19 protein-coding genes are annotated in these 23,949 nt (G+C 45.3%); 3 read left to right on the top strand and 16 right to left on the bottom strand.

The window, feature by feature from the left end:
* Positions 1–110: 110 nt before the first annotated feature.
* A complete protein-coding gene (locus tag BR02_RS0101735; protein WP_031513600.1) occupies positions 111–1,298 on the bottom strand; it encodes a Na+/H+ antiporter NhaA in 1,188 nt (395 codons plus the stop codon).
* 685 nt (positions 1,299–1,983) lie between these two features.
* Here BR02_RS0101735 and BR02_RS0101730 point away from each other — a divergent pair.
* Positions 1,984–3,435, top strand: coding sequence for an SLC13 family permease (locus BR02_RS0101730; protein WP_031513598.1), 1,452 nt, complete (start codon positions 1,984–1,986; stop codon positions 3,433–3,435).
* A gap of 108 nt (positions 3,436–3,543) precedes the next feature.
* On the opposite strand, the gene BR02_RS15720 is transcribed toward BR02_RS0101730, so the two are convergent.
* The 7 genes from BR02_RS15720 to BR02_RS0101695 all read right to left on the bottom strand — a co-directional run bounded on the left by BR02_RS15720 (position 3,544) and on the right by BR02_RS0101695 (position 8,978).
* Positions 3,544–4,296 carry a HesA/MoeB/ThiF family protein gene (locus BR02_RS15720; protein ID WP_031513596.1) on the bottom strand — a complete coding sequence of 251 codons (753 nt, stop codon included), beginning with the start codon at positions 4,294–4,296 and terminating at the stop codon, positions 3,544–3,546.
* Positions 4,297–4,300: 4 nt separating this feature from the next.
* A complete protein-coding gene (gene mobB / locus BR02_RS15715) occupies positions 4,301–4,792 on the bottom strand; it encodes a molybdopterin-guanine dinucleotide biosynthesis protein B (protein ID WP_031513595.1) in 492 nt (163 codons plus the stop codon).
* Positions 4,793–4,794: 2 nt separating this feature from the next.
* On the bottom strand, positions 4,795–5,241 hold the full coding sequence (locus BR02_RS0101715) for an MOSC domain-containing protein (RefSeq protein WP_031513593.1): 447 nt from the start codon (positions 5,239–5,241) through the stop codon (positions 4,795–4,797).
* Complete coding sequence (gene moaC / locus BR02_RS0101710; protein WP_031513591.1) at positions 5,232–5,723, bottom strand: cyclic pyranopterin monophosphate synthase MoaC; 492 nt, start codon at positions 5,721–5,723, stop codon at positions 5,232–5,234. The genes BR02_RS0101715 and moaC overlap by 10 nt, the downstream gene beginning before the upstream one ends.
* 3 nt (positions 5,724–5,726) lie before the next feature.
* Positions 5,727–6,704, bottom strand: a complete 978-nt coding sequence (gene moaA / locus BR02_RS0101705) for a GTP 3',8-cyclase MoaA (RefSeq protein ID WP_031513589.1) — start codon at positions 6,702–6,704, stop codon at positions 5,727–5,729.
* Positions 6,705–6,941: 237 nt separating this feature from the next.
* The gene (locus BR02_RS0101700) at positions 6,942–7,223 is read right to left on the bottom strand and encodes a MoaD/ThiS family protein (RefSeq protein WP_238442374.1); all 282 of its coding nucleotides are present in this window, start codon (positions 7,221–7,223) and stop codon (positions 6,942–6,944) included.
* A gap of 36 nt (positions 7,224–7,259) precedes the next feature.
* The gene (locus tag BR02_RS0101695) at positions 7,260–8,978 is read right to left on the bottom strand and encodes an aldehyde ferredoxin oxidoreductase family protein (protein ID WP_034638623.1); all 1,719 of its coding nucleotides are present in this window, start codon (positions 8,976–8,978) and stop codon (positions 7,260–7,262) included.
* A 373-nt stretch (positions 8,979–9,351) separates the two neighbouring features.
* Here BR02_RS0101695 and BR02_RS0101690 point away from each other — a divergent pair, with 373 nt between their 5' ends.
* Positions 9,352–9,642, top strand: coding sequence for a MoaD/ThiS family protein (locus BR02_RS0101690; protein WP_031513583.1), 291 nt, complete (start codon positions 9,352–9,354; stop codon positions 9,640–9,642).
* A 78-nt stretch (positions 9,643–9,720) separates the two neighbouring features.
* Here BR02_RS0101690 and BR02_RS0101685 read toward each other — a convergent pair whose 3' ends face one another.
* The 4 genes from BR02_RS0101685 to BR02_RS0101670 all read right to left on the bottom strand — a co-directional run bounded on the left by BR02_RS0101685 (position 9,721) and on the right by BR02_RS0101670 (position 15,455).
* Positions 9,721–11,274, bottom strand: coding sequence for a sigma-54-dependent transcriptional regulator (locus BR02_RS0101685; RefSeq protein WP_031513581.1), 1,554 nt, complete (start codon positions 11,272–11,274; stop codon positions 9,721–9,723).
* The gene (locus tag BR02_RS0101680; protein ID WP_084170887.1) at positions 11,267–12,952 is read right to left on the bottom strand and encodes a GAF domain-containing sensor histidine kinase; all 1,686 of its coding nucleotides are present in this window, start codon (positions 12,950–12,952) and stop codon (positions 11,267–11,269) included. Before BR02_RS0101680 ends, BR02_RS0101685 begins: the two co-directional genes overlap by 8 nt.
* Positions 12,953–12,964: 12 nt before the next feature.
* Positions 12,965–14,137 (bottom strand): iron-containing alcohol dehydrogenase, encoded by a 1,173-nt coding sequence (locus BR02_RS0101675; protein WP_031513577.1) that lies wholly within the window; start codon positions 14,135–14,137, stop codon positions 12,965–12,967.
* Positions 14,138–14,303: 166 nt separating this feature from the next.
* Positions 14,304–15,455: an iron-containing alcohol dehydrogenase gene (locus tag BR02_RS0101670; protein WP_031513575.1), complete on the bottom strand. Its 1,152-nt coding sequence runs from the start codon at positions 15,453–15,455 to the stop codon at positions 14,304–14,306.
* 356 nt (positions 15,456–15,811) lie between these two features.
* On the opposite strand from BR02_RS0101670, the gene BR02_RS0101665 reads away from it, so the two are divergent.
* A complete protein-coding gene (locus BR02_RS0101665; RefSeq protein ID WP_051688063.1) occupies positions 15,812–17,002 on the top strand; it encodes a CapA family protein in 1,191 nt (396 codons plus the stop codon).
* 96 nt (positions 17,003–17,098) lie between these two features.
* Here BR02_RS0101665 and BR02_RS0101660 read toward each other — a convergent pair whose 3' ends face one another.
* The 4 genes from BR02_RS0101660 to BR02_RS0101645 form a co-directional block, all read right to left on the bottom strand.
* Positions 17,099–18,988, bottom strand: a complete 1,890-nt coding sequence (locus tag BR02_RS0101660) for a methyl-accepting chemotaxis protein (protein ID WP_031513570.1) — start codon at positions 18,986–18,988, stop codon at positions 17,099–17,101.
* Positions 18,989–19,067: 79 nt separating this feature from the next.
* Positions 19,068–20,819 (bottom strand): L-lactate permease, encoded by a 1,752-nt coding sequence (locus BR02_RS0101655; RefSeq protein WP_051688062.1) that lies wholly within the window; start codon positions 20,817–20,819, stop codon positions 19,068–19,070.
* Positions 20,820–20,907: 88 nt separating this feature from the next.
* Positions 20,908–22,437, bottom strand: a complete 1,530-nt coding sequence (locus BR02_RS0101650; protein WP_238442373.1) for an SLC13 family permease — start codon at positions 22,435–22,437, stop codon at positions 20,908–20,910.
* A gap of 175 nt (positions 22,438–22,612) precedes the next feature.
* Positions 22,613–23,773 (bottom strand): sulfotransferase family protein, encoded by a 1,161-nt coding sequence (locus BR02_RS0101645; RefSeq protein ID WP_031513565.1) that lies wholly within the window; start codon positions 23,771–23,773, stop codon positions 22,613–22,615.
* Positions 23,774–23,949: the final 176 nt, after the last annotated feature.

Genomic DNA, 23,949 nt, shown 5'->3' with positions numbered 1-23,949 from the left:
AAAAAAAGTGGAACTTCCTTAAGACGAAAGCCACAATGGAATAAATTGAAAACCCGTGGGCATAGTCTGCCCACGGGTTATAATTTTACCCTATTATATATGATTATATGCTATCCTGCCTGTGGTGCTTTATCCTCGGCAGCAAGCTCCCCTTTCTTTACTCCTAAGAGTTTGGCCCACACCGGTGCTATGATGAATACAACCACGCTGAACAGGGCTCCCATCTTCGCAGCACCTTGTATTTCCGGATCTACGAAGGCCACTCCGGCAACAAACAATGCCACTGTTAATCCAAGGGCAGCCACAAGGCCGGCGGCGGCAAGATGTTTTCTGCTCATGCCGTCAGGCAGCGGGAAGCCAGCCATTTCGGCAATGCGCCCCGCAGTATAAATACCAACGGTTTTACCAATAATAAGCGAAAGCAATATGATTAGAGTAATATTACTCATGGAAGCAAACTGAACACCTGCATTGGCCAGTCCAAAGAAAAATAGACCAAAATCTATATAGGGGCTGAATTTATGCTCAAAGTCACCAAGGGTAGTTCTCATAGGTGCAAGACCTTGTCCCTCTACCACTGGCCGGTCATTGGGCAAGAACGGAATAATGGCAACCAGGGCCAAGGCGGGGTTTAATCCGGCATTATATAATCCGAACCAACTGAGCAGTCCGCCCACAATCACATAAGGCCAGAAAGACTTGACATTCATTTTCCTCATGGCAAAGCTAATTGCTATGCCGGCCAGCACACCCAGCAGCCAGATAGGTTGAGTGGGCATATCGGGATTGGGATAGAAAACAGCAATGATTCCGAGACCGATACCGTCGTCCACAACTGCCAACAGCAGCAGGAAGGCTATGGCCGGATGCCCTACCCCAAAGATAACACGTGCCAGCAACCAGGCTAAAGCAATGTCTGTGGCCGTTGGAATTGCCCAACCCCTAGCATACTCCGGTGCGCCTATAAGTGCATTCAAAATAAAAAACACTAAGACAGGGCCAAGTATACCGCCAAAACACGAAAACAATGGGTTTACCGCTTTTCGTATCGGATTAAGACTACCACCCTTCGACAAGGCCACTGTTATCTCAACGGCTGCGATTGCAAAGAAAAATACCATAAAAATGTCATTTACTAAAAAATTGACATCCATTGTACCAACAACATTAAAATTTATAAAATTATAATAGCTGTCATAGTTTATGTTTGCCCAAATAACAGCCACTATAACCCCAAGGATCAGGGGAACAGAGTACAGCCTCATTTTAGCAATAAGGCTGTTGCCAGCATAACTCATTTTAATCAAATCCCTTCATAAAAATTAATGCAACTAGTTGGCAAGTACGATAACCAAGACCTATCACTGTGATGCTAGTTCCGCCTGCCAGGACAACAAAAACCCAGATATGAACATTATCACGGTTGTTTATAAACTCTTAAACAAAACATACAATAAGCCGGGGCTTATAGATATACAGATTAGATAAAATATATTATCCCCTTGCTTAACCACTCCTTTCAAAAAAATAGAAATTTTCTAATATTAAATTTTGTACTTTCAAATTACAGCGAACCCTACGACAATATATTACACTATTACCTATGCAATGACAATAATTTTAAATAGGAAATAATCTCGTATCATATCAATATAATGAGGCTAAGCGAGTAATTAAAAGTTATTTAAGCTCTTTAATTATAACATCTATATAATGATATATAAATGTAAAATATTAAGTATTCTACTACAAATGGGAATAAAGTTATGTTCATTTAGTAATGCTACAAAGTATGTTTCATAATGACAAAACTATTGTCATAGCTGTATTATAAATGTATAATGTAACTAACTATGTAGAAAATTGTAATATTCTGGGTTTTTAGGATTGATTTGTTTATCCAAATATAAATAAATAAAAAGCTTAGTAAAGGAGGTCAGTACAATAAATCAAGCAGTTGGCAAAGATAAAGCTACAGAACAAATGTCTGTAGATTGGAAAAGAACCATCTTCATCTGTCTAGGACTGGGAGCATTTGCATTCTTCTATTTTGCCCCTCCCTTTGATCCGGCAGTAGACCCACAGGGTAATATCTTTGAGCTGTCTAGAGAGGCTCAAATGGCTATAGGTTTGTTCCTCTTGGCCGGTATCTGGTGGGTATTCGAGGTTATACCTATCGGTGTAACCAGTATCATGATCGGGGTAACCCAGGCTGCATTTTTCATTCGGCCTGCCCAAGAAGCCTTTGCCGCTTTTGCAGATTCATCTGTGTTATTTATTCTAGGTTCATTAATGTTGGGTCTTGCTTTTACCAAGTCGGGCCTTACTAACCGCATCGCCTTTAAGATGCTTACGGTGGTGGGACAGAATCCCAAAAAAATATTATTGGGCACCTTTGTTATTACTGCAGGTCTAACACACTTTATGGCCCACACCGCTGTAGCCGCCACCATGTTCCCCGTATTGGTGATTATCCTGAAAATGTACCAGGATGATGTAACCGAGCCCAGTAAGTTTGGTCAGGCACTGTTCATCGGTATGGCCTATACCGCCGGTGCCGGTAGTTTGGCCACCATGCTGGGTGCTGCCCGCGGTCCGGTGGCTGTGAGTTTTTTCGGCGAGTTTACAGGCAACGAAGTTACATTCCTAGAGTATTCTTATGCTATGGCGCCCTTTGGTTGGGCTATGGTGTTCATCATTTGGTTACTGATGGCTTTTGTAATCTTTAAGCCAGAAAAAAACGAAATTGAAGGTTTAAAAGAAAAAGCAGCTGAAACTTATTCCAAGCTGGGTCCCCTAACTGCAAAAGAGTATTTTGTTATGTTCCTGGCTCTTTCAGTAATTACAGTTTTGGCCTTACAAAACTTTATTCCGGCGCTGGCTGAATTAAACCGTGCCGTACCTATTTTAATTGCAACTATCTTGATGTTCCTAACCGGACTCTTTACCGTTGAGGATTTAGAAAAGGAGGTTCCTTGGAACATTGTCTTGTTGTTCGCCGGTGCCATGAGCATGGGTATTGCCCTGTGGGAAACAGGCGCGGCCGAATGGATGGCTATAAAATGGTTAGCTATGTTTGATGGCGCGCCGTGGATTGTTTTCATACTGGCCATTGGGTTTTTAGTAATAGTTTTGACTAACTTTATTATGAACGTGGCCGCCATTGCCATTACATTGCCGGTAGCATTGGTAATAGCCGGATACCTGGGACTTAACCCACATATGATCCTTTGGGTTTCACTGTCAGCGGCCGGTTTACCCTTCTTGCTGTTGATTGGTGCGGCACCTAACGCCATCGCATACCAATCTAGACAGTTTACCACTATGAAGTTCTTTATGACCGGTATTCCATTTACATTAATATATTTAGCGGTACTGGTCTTGTTTACGGTGGTAATATGGCCAATAATGGGAATTAATCCTTTATTAAACTAACTAGTGTATACAATAATAATCAATAACTAGCGGCGGGTTAAGTGAAACAATTAACAAACCCCCTAGGGACCTGGTCCTTAGGGGGTTTAATACAAGGTTAAACTTATATCACTTTGAACCGCAAACTGGGCAGTTGAGGTCCCTGCGTACTTCCACTTGATCACTGTTCATGCCAATTAAATCCACCGTAAACATCCGGCCCACCAAAGGGGTACCGATCTTTAGCAACAGTTTTATTGCCTCGGTGGCTTCTATTGTGCCTATTAAGCCGGCAACAGCGCCCAATACCCCAACGGTAGAGGTGGTAGGTGCATTAGCAGGTGGTTCATTCCTAAATATACAAGTAAAACAAGGCCCTTCACCGGGTATGACGGTCATGGCCTGTCCTTGCATGGCCAGCACACCGCCATAAATAAAGGGTTTGCCCAGCTTTACACAAACTCTGTTCATAATTTGCCTGGTGCCAAAGTTATCGGTGGCATCCACCACCAGCTGATAGTCAGCAATAATTTCTTCTGCACTTTCCTCATTTAGTTTTTGCTGGTAGGTAATTACATTTATATCGGGATTTAAGGCCCTTAGTTTATCAGCCGCAGACAACACCTTAGGTCTGCCCACATCGGCACTGGTATGCAGTATTTGCCGCTGCAGGTTAGAAAGGTCAACTACATCATCATCTAAAATACCAAGGGTACCTATTCCGGCGGCAGCCAGGTAATAGGATACAGGTGACCCCAAACCCCCGGCCCCTACAACCAGCACCTTTGACTTTAAAAGTTTTTGCTGTCCTTCTTCACCGACACTGGCAAGCAAAATGTTCCGCCGGTAGCGGGCCAATTGTTGTTCATTTAAGGCTGACATGGTATCACCTCATAAACCTGTGCTCTATAAAATCGGCCACCCCTTGGCTGTCGTTCCAGTCAAATACCGGCACGTCCCTATCCATTTTGATGTCGCTAACCACCGCCACCACCTTCTCAGATGGAACCACAGGGCCGGTGGTTACTCCGTGGCGGTACATTTCGATTTTCGGTGTATCCTCTTTTTTAAAACCTTCGGTAATTATAATATCCATATCACCCAGTAATTGTACCAATTTCTGTAGCGACCATACCTCTGTGGTTTGTCTTATCAAACCCACTTTATTGCTACCGGCAATTACCACTCCATCGGCCCCTGCCTTGGCGTGGCGGTAAGTATCCTTGCCCGGTTGATCTATTTCCACATCTCCGTGCCAGTGTTTTATTGTTCCCACCCGGTAGCCGCGGCTCTTTAGTTCAGCTATTAGTTTTTCTAAAAAGGTAGTTTTACCGGTATTTGACCAGCCTACCAGTGAAATCACCGGTACATTTACCACTGCTATTTATCCCCTTCCGTAATGACTTTTACCTTGTCTCCCACTTTTATTGCACCCCCGCGAATTACCTTAATGAAGATACCTTCCCGGGGCATTACGCAATCACCGGCCTTCTGACGAATGGCACAGCCATGGTGGCACTCCTTGCCGATTTGAGTCACTTCACCCAAGGCTTCCGGTCCTACCTTTAACTTAGTACCAATGGGAAGAGTCATCAGCTCAATGCCTTCAGTGGTTATGTTTTCAGCAAAATCGCCCGGGTTAACATCTAAGCCCTTCTGGCGCATTTTTTCTATACTTTCCATGGCCAGCATACTTACCTGGCGGTGCCATTTACCCCCGTGGGCATCTCCCTCTAACCCAAACTCAGGCACCAAGGTGCCGCTACCAACATTCTTTTTTTGAACACCCTTTTCGGCACTAATGTTTACAGCAACTATTACTCCCATGTTTGTTCACCTTCCCGTACAAATTCACCGCTTTTACCACCGGATTTTTTAATTAGCCTAATATTCTGTATCACCATTTCCTTGTCCACCGCTTTGCACATATCATATATGGTTAGGGCGGCCACATTAACGGCACAAAGTGCTTCCATTTCTACCCCGGTTTTACCGGTGGTACGTACACTGGCTTCTATCTCTACCCGGTTCGGTTGCACAATGCGAAAGTTGACATCAACACCGGTAATCAAAATGGGGTGAGCCATGGGTATTAGCCGGGGTGTTTCTTTAGCACCCATTATTGCGGCCACCCGGGCCACCCCCAGCACATCACCTTTAGTCATGCTGCCCCTTTCTACCTTGGCCAGTGTTTCAGGCTTCATTACCACTTCCCCCCGGGCCACCGCTTCGCGCATGGTATCCTTTTTTAAACCAACTTCCACCATGCGCGCATTGCCCCGCAAATCAAAATGCGTCAACTCTGCCATTTATTAACCTCCAATTTGAGACATTACCCTGGCGTCATTCCACCCATAATCCATGTGGTGGCGATCGGGTTTTAACATAACCGTACTGGCTATTATTTTAGCCAACTCCTCAGTACCAATACCGCTGCGCAGGGCAGTTTTTATTTCCACTTCCCCATTACTAAACAAACAGGGGCGCAAGTATCCATTGGCAGTCAGGCGCAAACGGTTACACTTGGCACAAAAGTGGTCGCTCATGGCAGTAATAAACCCTATGGTGCCAGGGGCCCCGGCCAATCTATAGTATTTGGCCGGACCGCTGCCTGCCAAATTCTTTTCCTCTTGCAGAAGCCCCAGCTTGTCTGTGATAACCCGCTGTATTTCTTCTGCCGGTACAAAATTTTCCGCTGCCCAAGGGCTGGATGTGCCAATGGGCATCAGCTCAATAAAACGCACATGCACCGGAGCTTCCTTGGTCCAGCGGGCAAAATCCACCACCTCATCGGAGTTCACCCCCCGAATGACCACAGTATTTATCTTCACAGGGTTTAACCCCAAAGTTAAGGCTGTCTCAATACCCTCCATTGCCTTTTCTAAACGGCCGATACGGGTAATTTTGCGATAAAGCATGGGGCGCATGGTGTCCAGACTAATGTTAACACGCCTTAACCCCGCTTTTTTAAGGTCTTTCCCCATCTCCTTGAGCAGCAAACCATTGGTTGTAATGGCTATGTCATCTATTTGAGGCAGTTTGCTAATCCTGTCAATTAACCCCACCAATCCCAGACGGACAAGCGGCTCCCCTCCCGTTAGGCGTATCTTGCGTATGCCCACCAGAGTACCTGCTTCCACCACCCGGTAGATTTCCTCCAGGCTTAATATTTCCTGGTGATCTACCATTTCTACCCCCTCAGGGGGCATGCAGTATAAACAGCGCAAGTTGCAGCGGTCCGTTACTGAAATTCGTAAGTAGTTAATATCTCGCTTGTAACCGTCCTGCATATTTTCACCTTCTTTTCCAGTATAGAAAATTTCTTGTGGAGCATGATTAATTAATGGGTGTGCCTATTTAATATTGTGGGGGACAGTATTCACCGTTCCGTGATACCGGAACAGCCAAGACTGTCCCCCAAATAAGTTTGTATTCTTCATAATAGGTGCTTATACCTCCCCTTATGTTCAATTGGGCATAACGCCCTATAATTGCAGGCAGGTATCACCTGCCTACAAATTATTATCCTAACCCCCACCCACCGGTGGGAACAGAGCTATTCGGTCACCATCTTCAAGTAAATCCTCACCTTTGCGGTGGTTGCCATTTACCAAGATAGAGAAAACATGCTCCTTAGGTATACCCAACTGCTCAATTAATTTTTCTGCGGTGGTACCGGCAGATAATTCTAATTGAATGGGTTTACCGTACTGGGCGTGCTGCACAAATTTTTCTAAGCCGCTATATAACCTTACCTCCACATGCAACCTTCTCACCCCATTTAACAGCATGTGATAATTGTACACCATATACGAATAGCCCGCAATTCTTTAAGTTAACCGTCATTAAAACTTAAAAACTTCATCCAGTTCTTCTCTTAGGTCAAATTTGGTGTTATGAGGAGCCAGTTCTTCTTCATAGAAAAATTCAGGCAGACGGTCATGGGCTTTACCAAAACCGGCCTTGATGTTAAATTCACGCTCAACGGTGAGCACCTGCTGTCCCAGTGCAGTTACGTCGTTCACTGTTAGCTCGGTACCATACTGGGCGTTGAGCATTTCTACAACGGTGGGCAGGCCTTCGGGGTTATCCAACAATGCAAAGGCTACGAACAGGCATAGTCCCGTTGAATCAACAGCGGCGGTAGCAACCTGCAGGTTGCGGGATAATTCAACTTGCCCATCATCTTTGGTGGGTTCCACAAATCCACCCACTTTAAGAATGTTAGCAGTTACAGCATAACCGGCAGTGTGGTCTGCACCTTGGGGAGTGGTGGCATAGGTAACACCGTTACCCCTGCAGGAACGGGGATCATAGGCCGGAATACCTTGGTCTTTAACTGTAGGCACCCGGGTAACACCATATACCTTACCGGCCACTGCAGTACCGGCACCCAGCACGCGTCCCAACGGGGTACCCTGGTAAACTTCTTCTAATAATTTAATGGCAGCCTGACCGTCTCCAAAAGGTATTACACCTGCTTCCATCAAAACGCCAAGTGTACAGCCAACTTCAATGGTATCTAAGCCCACATCGTTACAAATATAGTTTAGCCTAGCAACTACATCCAGGTCATTGATTTCTAAGTTGGGGCCAAATGCCCATGCAGTTTCATACTCCACAGGCGAGCACTCGATACCGTCCGGTAGCGGATAGACGTTTGAACAGCGCATTACACAACCCGGGTGACAAGAGTGGGTTTGTTTACCGCCCCTGGCAACGGCCACTTCAGCCAACTTCTCACCGCTTACATCAGCAGCCTTGTCGAAGCGGCCAAAACGGAAGTTTCTGGTGGGCAGGGTACCGGCTTCATTAATAACGTTCATTAAAACGTTAGTGCCAAAGGTGGGTAGCCCTTCGCCGCACACAGGGTGCTTTAAGAGGATGTCAGCAAACTTCTTAGCTGCGGCTCTAAAACGCTCTTTATCTTGAACGGGTGCATCAAAGGTTTTGTCTGCTTCAATTACGATTGCCTTAAGACCTTTAGAACCCATTACAGCGCCCAAACCACCGCGGCCTGCATAACGGCTGGAGTTGCCTTCCAGGTCGTTGTTGGTTACACCGGCGCTTAGCATTTGCATTTCACCGGCAGGACCGATACAAATTACGCCCACCTTGGGGTTAAAGCGTTCCTTAAGAATCTTAGTTAATTCGTAAGTACCTTTACCGGCTAACTCATCTGCAGCAATTAACTCAGCTTTGTCGGCGGTTAAATGCATAATATATGTTCCTGCATCAGCCTTACCTTCAACAACTATGGCTTTAATGCCGATGTTAGCCAGCTTTTGAGAACACACACCACCGGCGTTTGCCTCTTTAATACCGCCGGTTAACGGACTTTTACCGCCAACGGACAAGCGTCCCGATGATGGGGCGCTGGTACCGGATAAGAGTCCCGGAGCAATAACCAGCTTGTTGTTAGGTCCTAGGGGATGACATTCAGCCGGCACCTCGTCCGCAACAATTTGGGATGTCAGTGCACGTCCACCCAGGGCAAGGTATTTTTCCGGCACTTCTTCAAAACTAGCCTGCTTTGTAGTCATGTTTAGCCTAACGATTTTCAATGTATACCCCTCCTTTTTTTAATAAAATTTTAAATTGTAATGTTTATAATTCTCTAAAAAATCAGTATTCCCTTTTTGTAGCCCTTAATATTTTGCAAATTGGAACAAAGATCACCCCTCGCCGGAATATTTAGAATGTTATATATTATTCATTGCAAGTTTCATGCCACACTAAAGGGCTCACTCATAAATGAATCTGCTCTATTTTAATACAACCAGCCATGTATATGTTAACAATTGTACATTAATTGAACAGTCCCAGCAATATTAAATGATATTTACTGAATTTTTAGTTTATGGGGCAGGTATATATCTTGCAGTATAGAATTTATTATTATAGGTTACCGTTATTACATCAGAAGGGGGTTTATAAATGGCTTTTATAGAACTAAGGGCTTTTGCATCATTGCAAAGTTTATTTAATGAGCGGGGTTTAAGTATACCTACAAACATGGAAATACCCGATGAAGGAACTACCGCCCTGGCATTGGCTGACCGGCTGAACATTCCCCACGAAAAAATTGAAGCAGTATTTATAAACGGTATTTCTCACAACTTAAATCACCCCATAAAGCCCGGAGACAGAGTGGCATTGGTGCCGCCCGGCTTACCTAGCATTTACCGGGTACATCTGGGTTTTTACAGTAAGGATAACAGAAAATAATGGCATCTTAAGGCAGTTCGTTAGGCTATCCGGTGGACTTTAATATAGGTCCACCCGGAGAGCACAGTTGCGTCATTACTAATTTTTCATCTGGATGTTGTACTCCTTTGCCTTGCGGTACAGGGTGTTGCGGCCCACGCCCAAGGCCTTGGAGGCAGCGGTGACGTTGCCGCCATAGTAAGCCAGTGCTTCTTCTATGGCTTTTGCTTCCATATCCCGCAGTGACGTGGGGGCATCTGTGGCCACCCCACGTTCGGCCAGGGATTTACCCATGTCTTTCTTTAATTTCAATAGCTTGCGGTAGATATTTAACAGCTCCTGGTTTGACAGTATATTATGGTTTTCCAGCAATTGGCAGGCCTGGGCCATGGTTTCGTAGTTAATGGCATTAGCCTTATATATTGTTGAATGGCTGTCCTGCCGACTATCCTGCCCAGGGTTTGTTACCCCTTTACCGGCCTGTAAAATTTTTTCAGGCAAATGGCTTAATGTAATCATTTCCCCATCACGCAAGGCCTCGACCTGGTTAACTGTGTTTAACAGTTCCCGCAGATTTCCCGGCCAGGTATAATTACAAAGGCGTTCCATCACCTCAGGGGAAATATAAGGTTTTTCTTCTTTTAAGCCTAAGCGTTCAAAGAAGTGATGTACTAATCCGGGTATGTCAGCACTGCGCTGTCTCAAGGGAGGCAAAATTAATCTAATGACATCTAAGCGGTAAAATAAGTCCTCTCTAAATTTCTTTTCTTTTACCGCCTGTTCAAGATCCACGTTAGTGGCAGATATCAGTCTAACGTTAGTTCTAATGGGCTTTTCCCCACCCACCCGGCGAAACTCCCCTGTTTCCAATACTCTGAGCAATTTAACTTGAATAGACGGAGAGGCCTCCCCTATTTCATCTAAAAAAAGGGTTCCGTTATTGGCAATTTCAAATATTCCCCTATGGGTCGTGGTGGCCCCGGTAAAAGCTCCCTTTTCATGACCAAAGAGGTGGCTTTCTAACAGGCTTTCCGGCACCGCCCCACAGTTAACGGCCACAAACTCCTGATCAGCCCTAGCACTGGCTGCATGCACAAACCTGGCCAGTACCTCTTTCCCGGTGCCCGTTTCCCCCTGAATAAGCACATTTATGTCCTTGGGGGCTATTCTTTCGGCAATTGTTAATAATCTGTGCATCTCCTCAGATTGACCGTAGTAAAGACCCACCCTGTCAGCCACATGGGCCCAGCGAGGCCTGGAGCCCGCCGTTTTATCGGCACTGCCGTAATCCATTGCCTTTTGCACAAGGTCTTCTATCTCTGCTATTTCTTCAAAGGGCTTTTCCACATAATCAAAGGCACCCAGCTGAATTGCCTTTACCGCCGTACGGGTGGTGGCATAGCCGGTCATTATAATTACTTCACAGGCGGGCTGTACTTCTTTAATTCTTTGCAGCAATGTCAAACCATCTATATCGGGTAATTTTAAATCCACCATTGCCACCTGAAAATTATACCTTTCCCACAGGCTTTTAGCCTCATCACCATTGGCAGCCACACCTACAAAATAACCTTTGCTTTCCAAAAGGCGTTTAAAGAATATCCCCACTTCAATTTCATCGTCTATTACCAATATGCCAGGCTTATTACTCACCGTCTCCCTCCTTGCAAGCGGCTTGCACCAAAGGCAGCACTAATCTAAAAACACTACCCTCACCGGGAACACTTTCCACCTCAATGGTACCACCATGGGCTTGGGCAATACCCAAACTCACCGATAATCCCAAGCCTGTTCCCTTGGTGGCCTCCTTACTGGTGTAAAAGGGATTAAATATCTTTTCAAGTCGATCACTTTCAATACCTTCCCCATTGTCCTCCACAGCCAACCAAATTTGTTCTTCCCCCCGGTCATTTTTACTTAAACCGGTGCTAACAGTGATGATTTTTTCCCCTTCTTTATTGGCTAAGGCATCGCGGGCATTTAAAAAAAAGTTTGTTAATACCTGTTGCAGTTGGTGGGCGTTGGCTTCAACCGGCGGCAAGTTATCTGCCAGGTGGGTCTTAATGGTCACCTTGTTACGGTTAATTTGATACTGGGTAAGGCTTAAAACTTTATTCACCTGCTCATTAAGATCTGTGGCACCCACCGGATGTTGATCCTGGCGGGAAAAGGTAAGGAGGTTTTGGATAATACGTTTACAGCGCAGGCCACAGTTAACCACATCCTGCAGAAATTCTGTCCGGGGGTGCTCATCGTTGCCCAACTCCCTGAGTAACATTTGGGCGGTGCCAATAATCACAGTCATGGGACTGTTTAATTCATGGGCCACCCCGGCAGCCATTTCCCCAATTGCGGCCAACTTAGCCAATTGAATCAACTGTGCTTCCATCTTTACCTTTTCTGTTTTGTCTTGAATGTGGTGAATAATTGCATATATCTCATTGTTGCTGTTAAATACCGGGTAATAATACATATCAAGTACAAGGCCGTTAACTTGAACCAGATGATTGGCCGGTTTACCGGTTGCCAGTACCTGATCCATTAAACATGATTTGCACTTTTCAGTATAACCCCAAATTAAATTATAACATTTTTGTCCCCCCGGTGCAGTTTGTGCATTGGTGGCAAGGGGGTTATCCCTATTGTTGCTTCTGATAACATTAAAATCTAAATCTATCAAGTAAAGGGGGTCAATAACCGAAGCAAAGGTTTCTTCCCACTCCCGCTTACTTCGCATTACCTCCTCGTATAGTCTGGCATTTTCTATACATACTGCCAATTGGTCAGCTAAATGCCGGCAAAAACCCAACTCACTTTCATTATATACATTCTTTTTCTGGGCAGCCAATGCCAACATACCAATGGCTTTGCCGCGCACAAACAAGGGCACGGTAACTAAACTCCCAATGCATTGTTCCTTAAAATCGTCCCCGCCACATATCTTGGCACACATATTTTTGTTCTCGGTAAAATCATAGAGGCGGTATTCCTTTTCCCGAATACATTCCCACAACAAGGACTCGTTGGCCAACTTTTTGTTCATACATTCCTTCAGGGGAACCATTACCTTCATTTTTAAGTTGCTGCCTTCAATCAGTGCCAGCCCTAAAAAATCACAGGGCAGCACCAAAGGTAATTTGCCATAGGCCCGGTGGATGATATCTTCAATGGACATATCTATGTTGATGTCCTTTACAATTTGGTGAACAATCTCTAACCTATTGTTTTGCTTAATTACTTCTTCATTGCGCTTTTTTAACTCCAAATAATAATTTAATTTTGAAGAGTTGACGCCGGTTAAATCTTCAATAAGTTTTCTTTTTTGTTCCACCAACTTCACCCCTTACAATGCCTGCCTAAAAAGTTTAGCCAAATCATCTATATCGGCGTCCCGGGGATTGGTTACCAAACAGGCATCATTCATTGCATTTTTGGCCAGCCCCACCAATACATCATCATCTTCACTAAGGCCAATTTCTGATAATTTTTGGGGTACACCGATATCTTTAAACAGTTTCTTAACCCATGAAATGGACTTCTCTGCGGCTTTCCACTTTGACATGCCGTCTATGTTAACACCCATCGCCTCAGCCACCTTACTGTATCTCTGTGCACAGGCAATCAAATTATATTCCATCACATGGGGCATTAAAATGCTGTTTGTTTCACCATGGTGGGCATCTAACAATCCGTCCACCTGATGCGCCATGGCATGGGTGGCTCCTAAAATCGCGTTAGAAAAGGCTAACCCTGCTTGCAAACTGGCCATGGCCATGGCATTTTTAGCTTCCATATTTGCGTTGCAGGCAACTGACTCCCGCAGGTTATTAGAAACCAGTTGAATGGCATATAGGGCATGAACGTCGGTTAGGGGCGTGGCAGCCAAAGAAACATAAGACTCTATGGCATGGGAAAGGGAATCTACACCGGTGGATGCAATTAATCTGGCATCCATGGTATGCTGCAAATAAGGGTCAATAATGGCAATGTCCGGTATGAGGGATTTTGAAATAATGGTCATCTTTATTTTTCTATAACTGTCTACAATAATTGCAAATTGGGAAACTTCCGAACCGGAGCCGGCAGTGGTGGCAACCGCCACCATGGGGGGGAGGGGCTTAGTAATTTTATTTATACCTTCAAAATCCTTTAGCACGCCTCCGTTACTGGCAATTACAGCAATGGCCTTGGCAGCATCTATGGCACTTCCCCCACCCACGGCCATTATGGCGTCACATTCTGAATTCAAATAATGCTGCGTTCCTTCTGTTATCTCATAGTCTTTGGGATTGCTGGTAATATTAGACCAGACCTCATAACCCAAACCCACCTGTTTGAGATGCTCTAGCACCCGCTCGACCCATCCGGCCCGGATCACCCCTTCATCACTGACCACAAATATCTTTTTGGCCCCCAACCGCAGGGCACTCTCGCCGGCCTGGGATATCGCACCATAGCCAAATATAATTTCCGGGGCAACAAACTTACTAATTTCTAACAATTTTTTACTATGCATATTCAACCAACTCCAAGCCAGTCTAGTTCAGTTCAATGAAAGGATTCTCCATCCTACCCCCCAGACCCTTTTGGAAAAACCATCATTACAAAAAGAGATGAGGATATTTTCCCCATCTCTTTTTGCTGGAGGTTATATAATATGGAGCATGAAAGGCCTAAATGTATTACATGGCATTTTTAAAGATTTGAATTACTTCTTCCAAAGTAGCCAAACGCGGGTTGGTTAACTGACAGGCATCTTTCTTGGCGTTTTCAGCCATAATCTTTAAGTCTTCTTCTTTTACGCCTAATTCAGCCAGGCCCGATGGAATGCCAATGGATGCCGACAGTCTCTTAATGGAATCAATGGCAACCTGAGCCGCTTCGTTTACAGACAGACCCTCTACATTTTCGCCCATGGCAATGGCTATGTCACGGAATCTATCGGCACAGGCAATCAAGTTGAACTGTTCAACGTGGGGCAGCAAAATGGCGTTACATACCCCGTGGGGCAGGTTATAAAATCCGCCCAGCTGGTGCGCCATGGCGTGCACATAACCTAAGCTGGCATTGTTAAAGGCCATGCCGCCGAGGAACTGAGCATAAGCCATCTTTTCCCGGGCTTCCATGTTGGTACCGTTTGCCACGGCAATGGGCAGATATTTAGAAATCAATTTAATGGCCATTAAGGCTGCAGAGTCAGTCAGCGGAGTGGCTGCAGTTGATACATAGGCTTCAATGGCGTGGGTTAAAGCATCCATGCCGGTGGCCGCAGTTAAAGCCGGCGGTTTGCCCACCATTAGTTCCGGGTCATTTATAGATATGGCAGGGGTCACTCTCCAGTCCACGATGGCCATCTTAACCTTGCGGCTGGTATCGGTGATAATGCAGAAACGGGTCATTTCAGATGCGGTACCTGCAGTGGTATTCACTGCCACCAGGGGAACCATCGGGTTAGTAGATTTATCCACTCCCTCATAATCATGTATTTTTCCGCCATTGGCAGCTAAAAGCCCCACGCCCTTGGCACAGTCATGGGAGGATCCGCCACCTAGGGATACTATGGCATCGCATTTTTCCTCCTGCCAAACTTTAAAGCCGGAATCCACGTTGTGATCTGTGGGGTTGGGTTCAGCACCGTCAAATACCACTGCCTGCAGCCCTGCAGCTTCAATGATTCCCTTTACCCTTTCCGCCATACCCGCCTTTGCCAGGCCGGCGTCGGTAACAATTAAAGCTTTGCTGCCACCAAGACTTTTAACACGCTCACCAACTTCATTAACAGCTCCTGGACCCATCAAGTTTACAGTGGGAATGAAATACGCACTAACACCCATGAATAAACTCCTCCTTTTTAGTAATAAATTTATTTTTTTAAGCGCAGCGCTTTCCCTATGCCTTATTTATATTGCAACTCTTGTGCCAATTTAAAATATTCAATAAATAAAAAACTTTCAACCGCAGTGAAGGAGTTTTTAGTGAGCAATGACAGCCCATGGTTGGAAATTGCTTTCTGACGGCCTTGGTGTTTTTGCGCAAGTGTGGTTTTTTAGTACACAGCTGTGTTTCATCAGCGAACAGTGCGCATGATTTTTACACATCCAAGGGTGAAGGATACCCGCGGAAAGTATCGAAATATATATAAATGGGTAAGGCCCTTTTCACAAGTCAGTTAAGAAAGGAATAAACATCAATGAGAGCTCGAATTGTATTAATACTTGGCCTTTTACTTTTGCACAACCTTCTTTTAGCCGGTTGCAGCAGCCAGGAGCAAGCGCCACAAACACCCCATGCTCCTCCCCCACCCCCTAAACCGGAACCGGTGGTAATTGAAATTGCGGCAGTGGGAGACTTTTTAATGCACATGCCGGTAATTAACGCCGCATGGAATGATGAAATTGACAATTATGACTTTGCATCTCAGTTAAGGGACGTCCGTAAATTTTTGGAGGAACCGGATTTAACCATTGCTAACCTAGAAACGCGCCTTGCAGGTAGGGATAACGGCGGTTACTCCGGCTATCCCTTGTTTAATTGCCCCGAACAATTGGCTTACGATATGAAAAAGGTAGGCATTGATGTGGTAACCACCGCAAACAATCACAGCTTAGATAGGGGATTTGCAGGTTTAGTTACCACCCTTAATCATTTAGAAGAAGCGGGGCTGCATGCGGTGGGTAACTACCGCACTCCGGAAGAAAGACAGCCTTTGGTGGTGGAGGTGCAGGGAATTAGTTTAGGGATATTAAATTACACCGAGTCTACCAACGGTATTCCAATACCCCAGGGCAAGGAATACGCCATTGATATGATAGATTTGGATTTAATCGCAGCCGACCTTGCCACCTTAAAGGAATTAGAAGTCGATGTGATACTGGTTTGTTTGCATTTTGGCGAGGAGTACCAACGTCACCCCAACAACCGGCAAAGGGAACTGATTGACAACATTTTTGACCTGGGTGCCGACCTAATATTCGGCAATCACCCCCACGTAATACAGCCCATGGAAAAAAGAACCGTCAATCGCCATGGCGAAGAAGAGGTCTTTGTTATTTACTCCTTAGGTAATTTTATATCTAACCAGGATTGGCAGTATAGCGATAGCGGAATTATACTTAATGTCAAACTGGAAAAGGATTTGGAAGAAAATAAAACCAGAATTTTAGAGGTGGATTATGTGCCCACCTGGGTACATAAGTATTACCAAAACGGCAAATACCACTATAGGGTGGTTCCGGTGGAAAAAGCAATTAAAGACTATGAGCAGCAATGTGACAACACCATTAATGCCGACCATTACCGGCGTTTGAAAGAGGTCTGGCAGGAAACCACAAGCCATTTAACTGTGGAAGAGCAAAACATTTATCCAAGACCTGTACATTAAAAAGGCCTCTATGGAAAGGGGGGTGGACAAATTGGTCCACCCCCATCTGTTTCTAAGCATCCTAACTCTTAGGTTATCATATGAAATTAGCCGGTGTTAAACCGTGTTCACATCTTCCTCTACTTTGAACTTAACAATTGTGTTCTCCAGCTCCAAGGCAATATTTGATAGATCTTGGGCGGCGCCTGACACCTGCTGAATTGCCGAGGCTATTTGCTCGCTGGCGGCAGTTAGTTGTTGCATGCCCTCATTGGATTGCCTTGCACCGGCAGCAACATCTTGAATAATGGCTGCATTTCTTTCCACTGCCTCTATAATGTGCTGCAGCGAGGCACCGGCATTATTTGCGATTTGTACACCTTCAGCCACCTCATCAGCACCTGCATTCATGGCCACCACAGTTCCGTCAATGCTCATTTGAATTTCACTTATCAGTTCACCAATCTCCTTGGCAGCGTCGGCCGACTGTTCTGCCAGTTTGCGCACTTCTTCAGCCACAACAGCAAAACCCCGACCCTGCTCTCCGGCCCGGGCAGCCTCAATGGCTGCATTTAAAGCCAACAGATTAGTTTGATCTGCTATATCGGTTATTGTTTTTATAATCTTGCCTATTTGGTTAGATTGTTCACCCAGCAGCTGAATTGATTGAGAAACACTGTCCGTACTTGTTGAAATGGCATTTATTTTTGTCACTGTGTCTTGAACATTGCTGTATCCTTCTCGGGCAGCCTGCAGGGCCCCCTGGGATTCTTGGGCTGCACTCATTGCATTCTCTACACCGCTAGCGGTGACGGCAGATGCCTCATTGGTGGTGCCGGCCACCTCTTCAACGGTGGCACTGAGCTCTTGGCTGGTTGAAGCCAATTCTTGACTGTAGTTAGTTACAGTTCTTGACTTTTCTTGCACCTCAGCTATCATAGCCTTAAGATTTGAAATCATTTCCTCAAAGGAAGCGGCTATAACGGCAATTTCATCCCTTGCGCCGCCGCCTACACTGACCTTCTGGGTCAGATCCCCCTTAGCCACCGCTTCGGCTACCCGACTTAAATTCAATAAAGGCCGAATGCTGTATCTAATAACAAAGTACAACAGTGCAACAGCAACAACAATTCCTGCCAAGGCAATATATAAACCTTCCCGCTTGTTGACAGTAATTGCATTTTCTGTTTCCGCCCTGGAAAGCACGGCCTTAACATATCCCTTTACTTCTCCGGTGAAGTCATGGAAGGGCATAATCAGAATTGCATTCATGCTGTCATCAGTCAACATATAATTTGTCTCACCTGTTGCCATGCTTTGCTCTACCAAACTGGCACTAACGGTGTATTTGTCCTCATCATCCTCAAGGGTACTGGTCAAGAGCGTTTCCTCTCCCAAATCATTTACGCTGTAAATAAAGTAATCCCCCGGAGCAACCTTTTGCATATCTGCCAGAAAGTTTTCATTAAATGCCAGCCCGGTCTCCACGTTGCCTATGTAATTACCGTCAGAAAAAATCGGCACTAAAACTCTAAAGCCATACCCGGCCCTTCCATCCTCAAGGCCCATCACTTCCCTTTGCTCGCTGTTGGCAACCACCACAGTGGGGCGTATCGAGCTAATATCATCACCGAACTCCCAGGGTCGGTTCATTCTGGCAAATGCGTGGGACGGCGGGATATTAAACTGAATGTTATAAAACCCCTTTTCGCTCATCTCAGCATAGGTATCTTCCAGCAGTTCTATTACCCTTTCCCTGTCACCCCTGGCAAAGGCATCCACCACCTCAGGATTGTTGGCTATTGGTATAATCACCGAGCGGGAAACCGATAAGTACTCATCCATTTTCTGATAAAAGGTTTCCGATACAAACTCATAATGCTCATTCTCACTGTCTAATATCACCTGCTGCATGCGAGTGTTGTTAAAAAACATCATGCCAAGTATTAGCACTGAAAGCATAATGCCCACAGTGATCAGAATTTTTTCTTTAAAACCAAGAGACATTTTCATCACACTCCAGGAACCCAAATTAGGACATGGTTAATTGCTTAACCATGTCCTTTACAGTAGAATCAATTATTAATTAAAACAGAAACATCTGCGCCATGGCTATCAAGCCCAGCAAGAGGGTAAAGAGCAAACTGATGCCCAATACTCGGCGCAAGAGCTCTCCCTCAATACCCGGTCTGTTTAAGGCACCACTGGCTATTACCAAGTCTTGGAATGCTATGGCTTTACCCATGGCTCCGCCGGATGTCAGTGTTCCTGCGGCAAATACCGGGCTAATGCCCAATTGTGTGGCACTGACCACTGATAAGTTACCAAATAGAGCATTGGACGCGGCAACACTTCCTGCCAGTGTACAACCCAACATGCCCATAAAGGTAACCGCCACAGGAAATAGAAAACCGGTTGCTGCAAATGTCAGCCCAATGGTATAGGTCATAGATGAATAGTTCATCACATAAGCGATACCGAGAACGCTTACTATGGTTAAACCCGGGAAAAACAAGTTCTTAAGTGTATTTAGGAAAATACCAATAGACTCCTTTGGTTTTAAACCTAGGATAAATGATGATATTATTCCTGTAAAAAATACCAGCGTACCGCCCACCACTAATAAGGGTTGGCTGTAGACGGCTGCGTAAGGTTCAACCTCCGCGGCCACCGGGGGCAATTTCATAACCACCTCGTGTAGCCCGGGCCACTGAATAGTTATTGTACTTATACTGGCCAACATTGCCTTTAAAGGAGTAGCGTTAACCAAGCCAATAACTATAAGCAGTAATATATAAGGAGACCAGGCCCGCACTATCGTATTAAAGGGTAATCTATCACCGGCACTGACTTCTCCGTTTGCTTCATCTTCTCCGGGAAAGAGCCAAATATTTTTGGGTTTCCAAAAACGCAGAATTGCCAGCAAGGTTATTATAGAAGCCATGGCTGCTGAGATACCCACAATATGAGGGCCTGTTTTAGAGGTACAAATACCAACCACGGCATAAGTTACCCCCACAGCCACAGCAGCAGGCCAGATTCCCTTGGCCCCTTTCCAACCGGCCACAATGACAACTAAAGCCAGGGGAAAGAAAGCAGCAAGTACCGGGGCCTGCATGCCAGCCATTGCTGACAGCTCAACAATGTTTAGGTCTGTAACTGAACTCAGTACCTCCACCGGCATACCCTGGGTACCCCAGACGCTGGGGGTGGTATCAGCCAGCAAGGCCACCGTGGCAGCGGTCAGCGGGGGAAAGCCAAAACCCAACAGCATCGCGGTAATTATGGCAATTGGTGCCCCAAAAGCCGCCAAGCTTTCTAACAGGGTGGTAAAACCAAAGCCTATCAGTAAGGTCTGTATCCGGCGGTCTTTACTCACATAACCCAGCGAAGCTTTGACCACCTCAAATTTTCCACTGGCTACCATCATGTTAAAGATCCAAACTGCGCTGGCCAGTGTCCAGACAATGGGGAAGACCGCCATTAGCATACCCATTAAGGCACTGTTAAAGGCCAAGCCCACAGGCATTTGCCAAATCAGTATGGCCGTGGCCAAGGTTGATACCAGGCCAACCACTGTAGAAATATAGGCCGGCACCCTAAACACACCCAGCATAACAAATATCACCAGTATGGGAATAGCCGCCACAACTGTTGATAGATATAAGCTATCAGCAATGGGTGCGTAATTTTGTACCCAACTTATTTTCTCATTAGACAATATGCCGCCGGGCATCCAGGCGGTAAGCAAAAATGCTAACACCAGAACAACAGCCGCAGCAGAAAAAAACCAATTGCGTGCCGGAGGTGTTTTTATTGCTTTATCTTTTTGACTCATATATTACACCTCAAGTAAGTTAATTTCATTATTAACAGTCTTTAAAAATGCCCAAGGCTTTAAGACCTCGGGCATTTTTAACTTTATGTTATCTTGGAGGCAACAAGTAGAAGGGAAGTTCTAATATTCCCACTGTAACAACAAAGTATATGGCCACAACAAGGGATGTCAGAATAGCAATCTGTATTCCGTATATAAACATACGTCTAATATTTGCACCGAATCCTGCACAAACAGCCTGGGCACCGGTGGATGACACCACGGCAAAACTGCAGTTTAAAGCAGCTCCGGCAATCCAGACCATGGCCACGGCACCTAACTCAAGGCCAAACCAGTCATTGAAGGCTTCCAAAAACATCGGGATAAGGATACCGGCAGCAGCAGTGTCGGTAATAAACTGAGACATAAAGGATGAAGCAAGACTGATACCGAAAATTGCTGCAGACGGTGCAACCTGAGTTAAGGGTTCTATCCAGGAAGCAAATACTACATCAGCACCGGTTTCACCTAAAACCCTACCTAAAGCAATGGCAGCGGGCCAAATAAACAATATCGGGACCGGGAAGTACTTTGTAACAGTAGGTACAGTAAGCAGTGTCTCTCCTTTTTCCCTTGAAGAAGGAATTATAAACAAGAGCAGTGCAAAGATAAAGAACAGGTGGGCCGGAGCCGTCCACGCAAACAAGGGCCCTGTTAAATAATCTGCATATAGGGGACGTGCAAGGGCAAGGATGATAATGGCCAGAAAACCAAAGCCCAGTATTTTTTCATCCCTGTCCATGGGACCCATTTTCTCTAACTCAGCCCGGTAGAAGTCCTTAGTTCCGCTGAACCGCAACTCATCGGGGTCCGGTTTCATAAAGTAATATATAAATATTGATACAGCTAACATGCAGAGAAGTGAAACAGGAAGCAGCCTAAGGGTCCAATCCAGGAAATATACTTCAGTACCTATATAGTCATTAAGAAAACCCCAAGTTACTACGGCCTGTCCGCCGCCCAGGGGGGTAGTCATACCGCCAATGGAGGCACCCCAGGCAACTGCAATCAAAACGTTGGAAGCAGCCTTACTGTCGTATCTTTGTTTAAAAGTTTTATATCCGGCAAAGAAAAGAGCGGCCACCGCAACGGGGGCAAAGATCGCAGCCACCGGTGTGTTACCCATAACAAAGCTAACGATACCACACAGCCAAAACCAACCAATAGTCTGTATTCTGGAGTCATTGCTAAACACAGAGAGAAATTTAAGAGATATTCTTCTCGCCAGGTCCCACCGTACCCAGGAAGCAGTTATCAAAGCTGTACCGGCAATTAGGAAAAGGTCCCGGTGCATGTATAGCTTCAAGACTGTTTCCCGGTCTACAAAGGGATAAAAAGCAACTACAATAATCGGCACAAAGCAGGTTAGTTTCATATCTACAACGCCGCTAACCCACCAGTATATCATCCAAAATAAAATACCAAAGCCAAGCCTGGCTTCCATGTCACCAAGAAAAGGAAGCGCAAGGGCAATAAACAAAAGCAGCGGGCCTATCCCAATCTTCAACCACCTGTCCGGAGTGGCATTAATATATCCAGTGTCCTCCACAGGCGCAGAAGGCGTTACTTTGTCAGGCACTATCTATTCCCCCTTCACATTAACCAGTATCAATCTCTCCCATTTACGCCTGCCTTTCTTGGTGCTGCTTTATAAATTTATGTTAACGCCAGGAGAAAATGGGGGGTGTGCGGGGCACCACTATGGTCCCCGCAGTAAACCTAAATACATATTATCTACTTAATGGCAGCTTATTTTATAGTACAATGCCTGTGGTGGTGTATTTTCTTTTTATGCTAAAGTGGTCTTTCCACTTCTTCCATGCACGGAAGCCCACAATGAGCTCTTCGTGGGGATGTCCAATTGGGAAGCAATCTTCAGGAATATCCGCGTCGCTCCAAATACCTTGCTGCTTTCTCTTTTCACGCTGATCCACCAGCCAGTCGCGGTAGCTTTCAAATACTATGTGTCCTTCTGGGGAATCCAATAAAGCAGCTCTCACTCTGCCGTCATATTCTCTCCAATGGGCTTCCATTTCAGGAGTTATTTCGATAGGTTCTACGTCGTTTTTGTATCCGGCCTCTTCCAGTTCCTTGCCGGCTACAGCAGCAAAGATTCTCTGGTCGCGTATGCTAAGCAATTCTTTATAAATGCCAATGTATTTATCACTGATGGCATGACCTAGAGGCTTGTGGTCACGGGTGCAGGCGCGTCTTTGACCGATTTCACCTTTCCAGAAGTCAAACATGGTCTCTTCAAGTTCTTCACCGAGAAAATCGCATACCTTTTGCATTACTTCAACAGGTTTACGGCACAGATCTTCATATTTAATGTCTAACCAATCTTCCGAACCCAGTTTTTCTCTCCACTCTTTTGAAGCATTCCAGCACAGTTTCCAGCTTTCGGCAGCTGCAAAGATGTTGGTGGGGCCAAATGAGGACTCTAGATAGTCACTGCTGGCATCCCGACCGTCCCTCACTATGTGGATAAACTGGGCATTGGGGAAGCACTCTCTAATTTGACGTACAAAGAATACGTTGTGAGGGGTCTTTTGTCCCCAGCGAGGTTTGTTTCCATTTTTGCGGGCATACATTTCGTGCATGGCACAATAGACACCGGCAAAGCTTCTTTCTTTAATGTCAGCCAACAGTTCATCAACCGCAGTTCTAGGATTGAGATCCATGCCCCACATGTTAACATTGAGACCAAATAACATTTCATCAGCCAGTGTTCTCAAGTTCTCATCCTTATTTAAATCCCCATAGGTATGCACCCAGGGATAAATGCGTGGGAACAACCAGCCCACTTCTGGAACAGCAATGCGGCTGTGCTGACCCAGCAAAACCATAACCAAAGTAGTACCTGATCTTTCAGCTCCTATTACAAAGATTGGTCTTTCTTTTAATGTGATTGCCAATACTAATAACCTCCTTATGTTAATGTAGTACAGTCCTGTTGCAATCCTAAATACATATCTTAACTCTACCCAATAGCACCTATGCAATCACTTGTCTTAAGCCTTTGCATCACCCCTTGATTAACGATTACAAGCACATAGTTTAGTGTGTGCTTTAAATGTTAATATATACTTAA

It is taken from the genome of Desulfofalx alkaliphila DSM 12257 (genome assembly GCF_000711975.1).
Taxonomy (GTDB): domain Bacteria; phylum Bacillota; class Desulfotomaculia; order Desulfotomaculales; family Desulfohalotomaculaceae; genus Desulfofalx; species Desulfofalx alkaliphila.
Note: the sequence above shows the minus strand (reverse complement) of the source record. Positions and strands in the feature narration are given on the sequence as shown.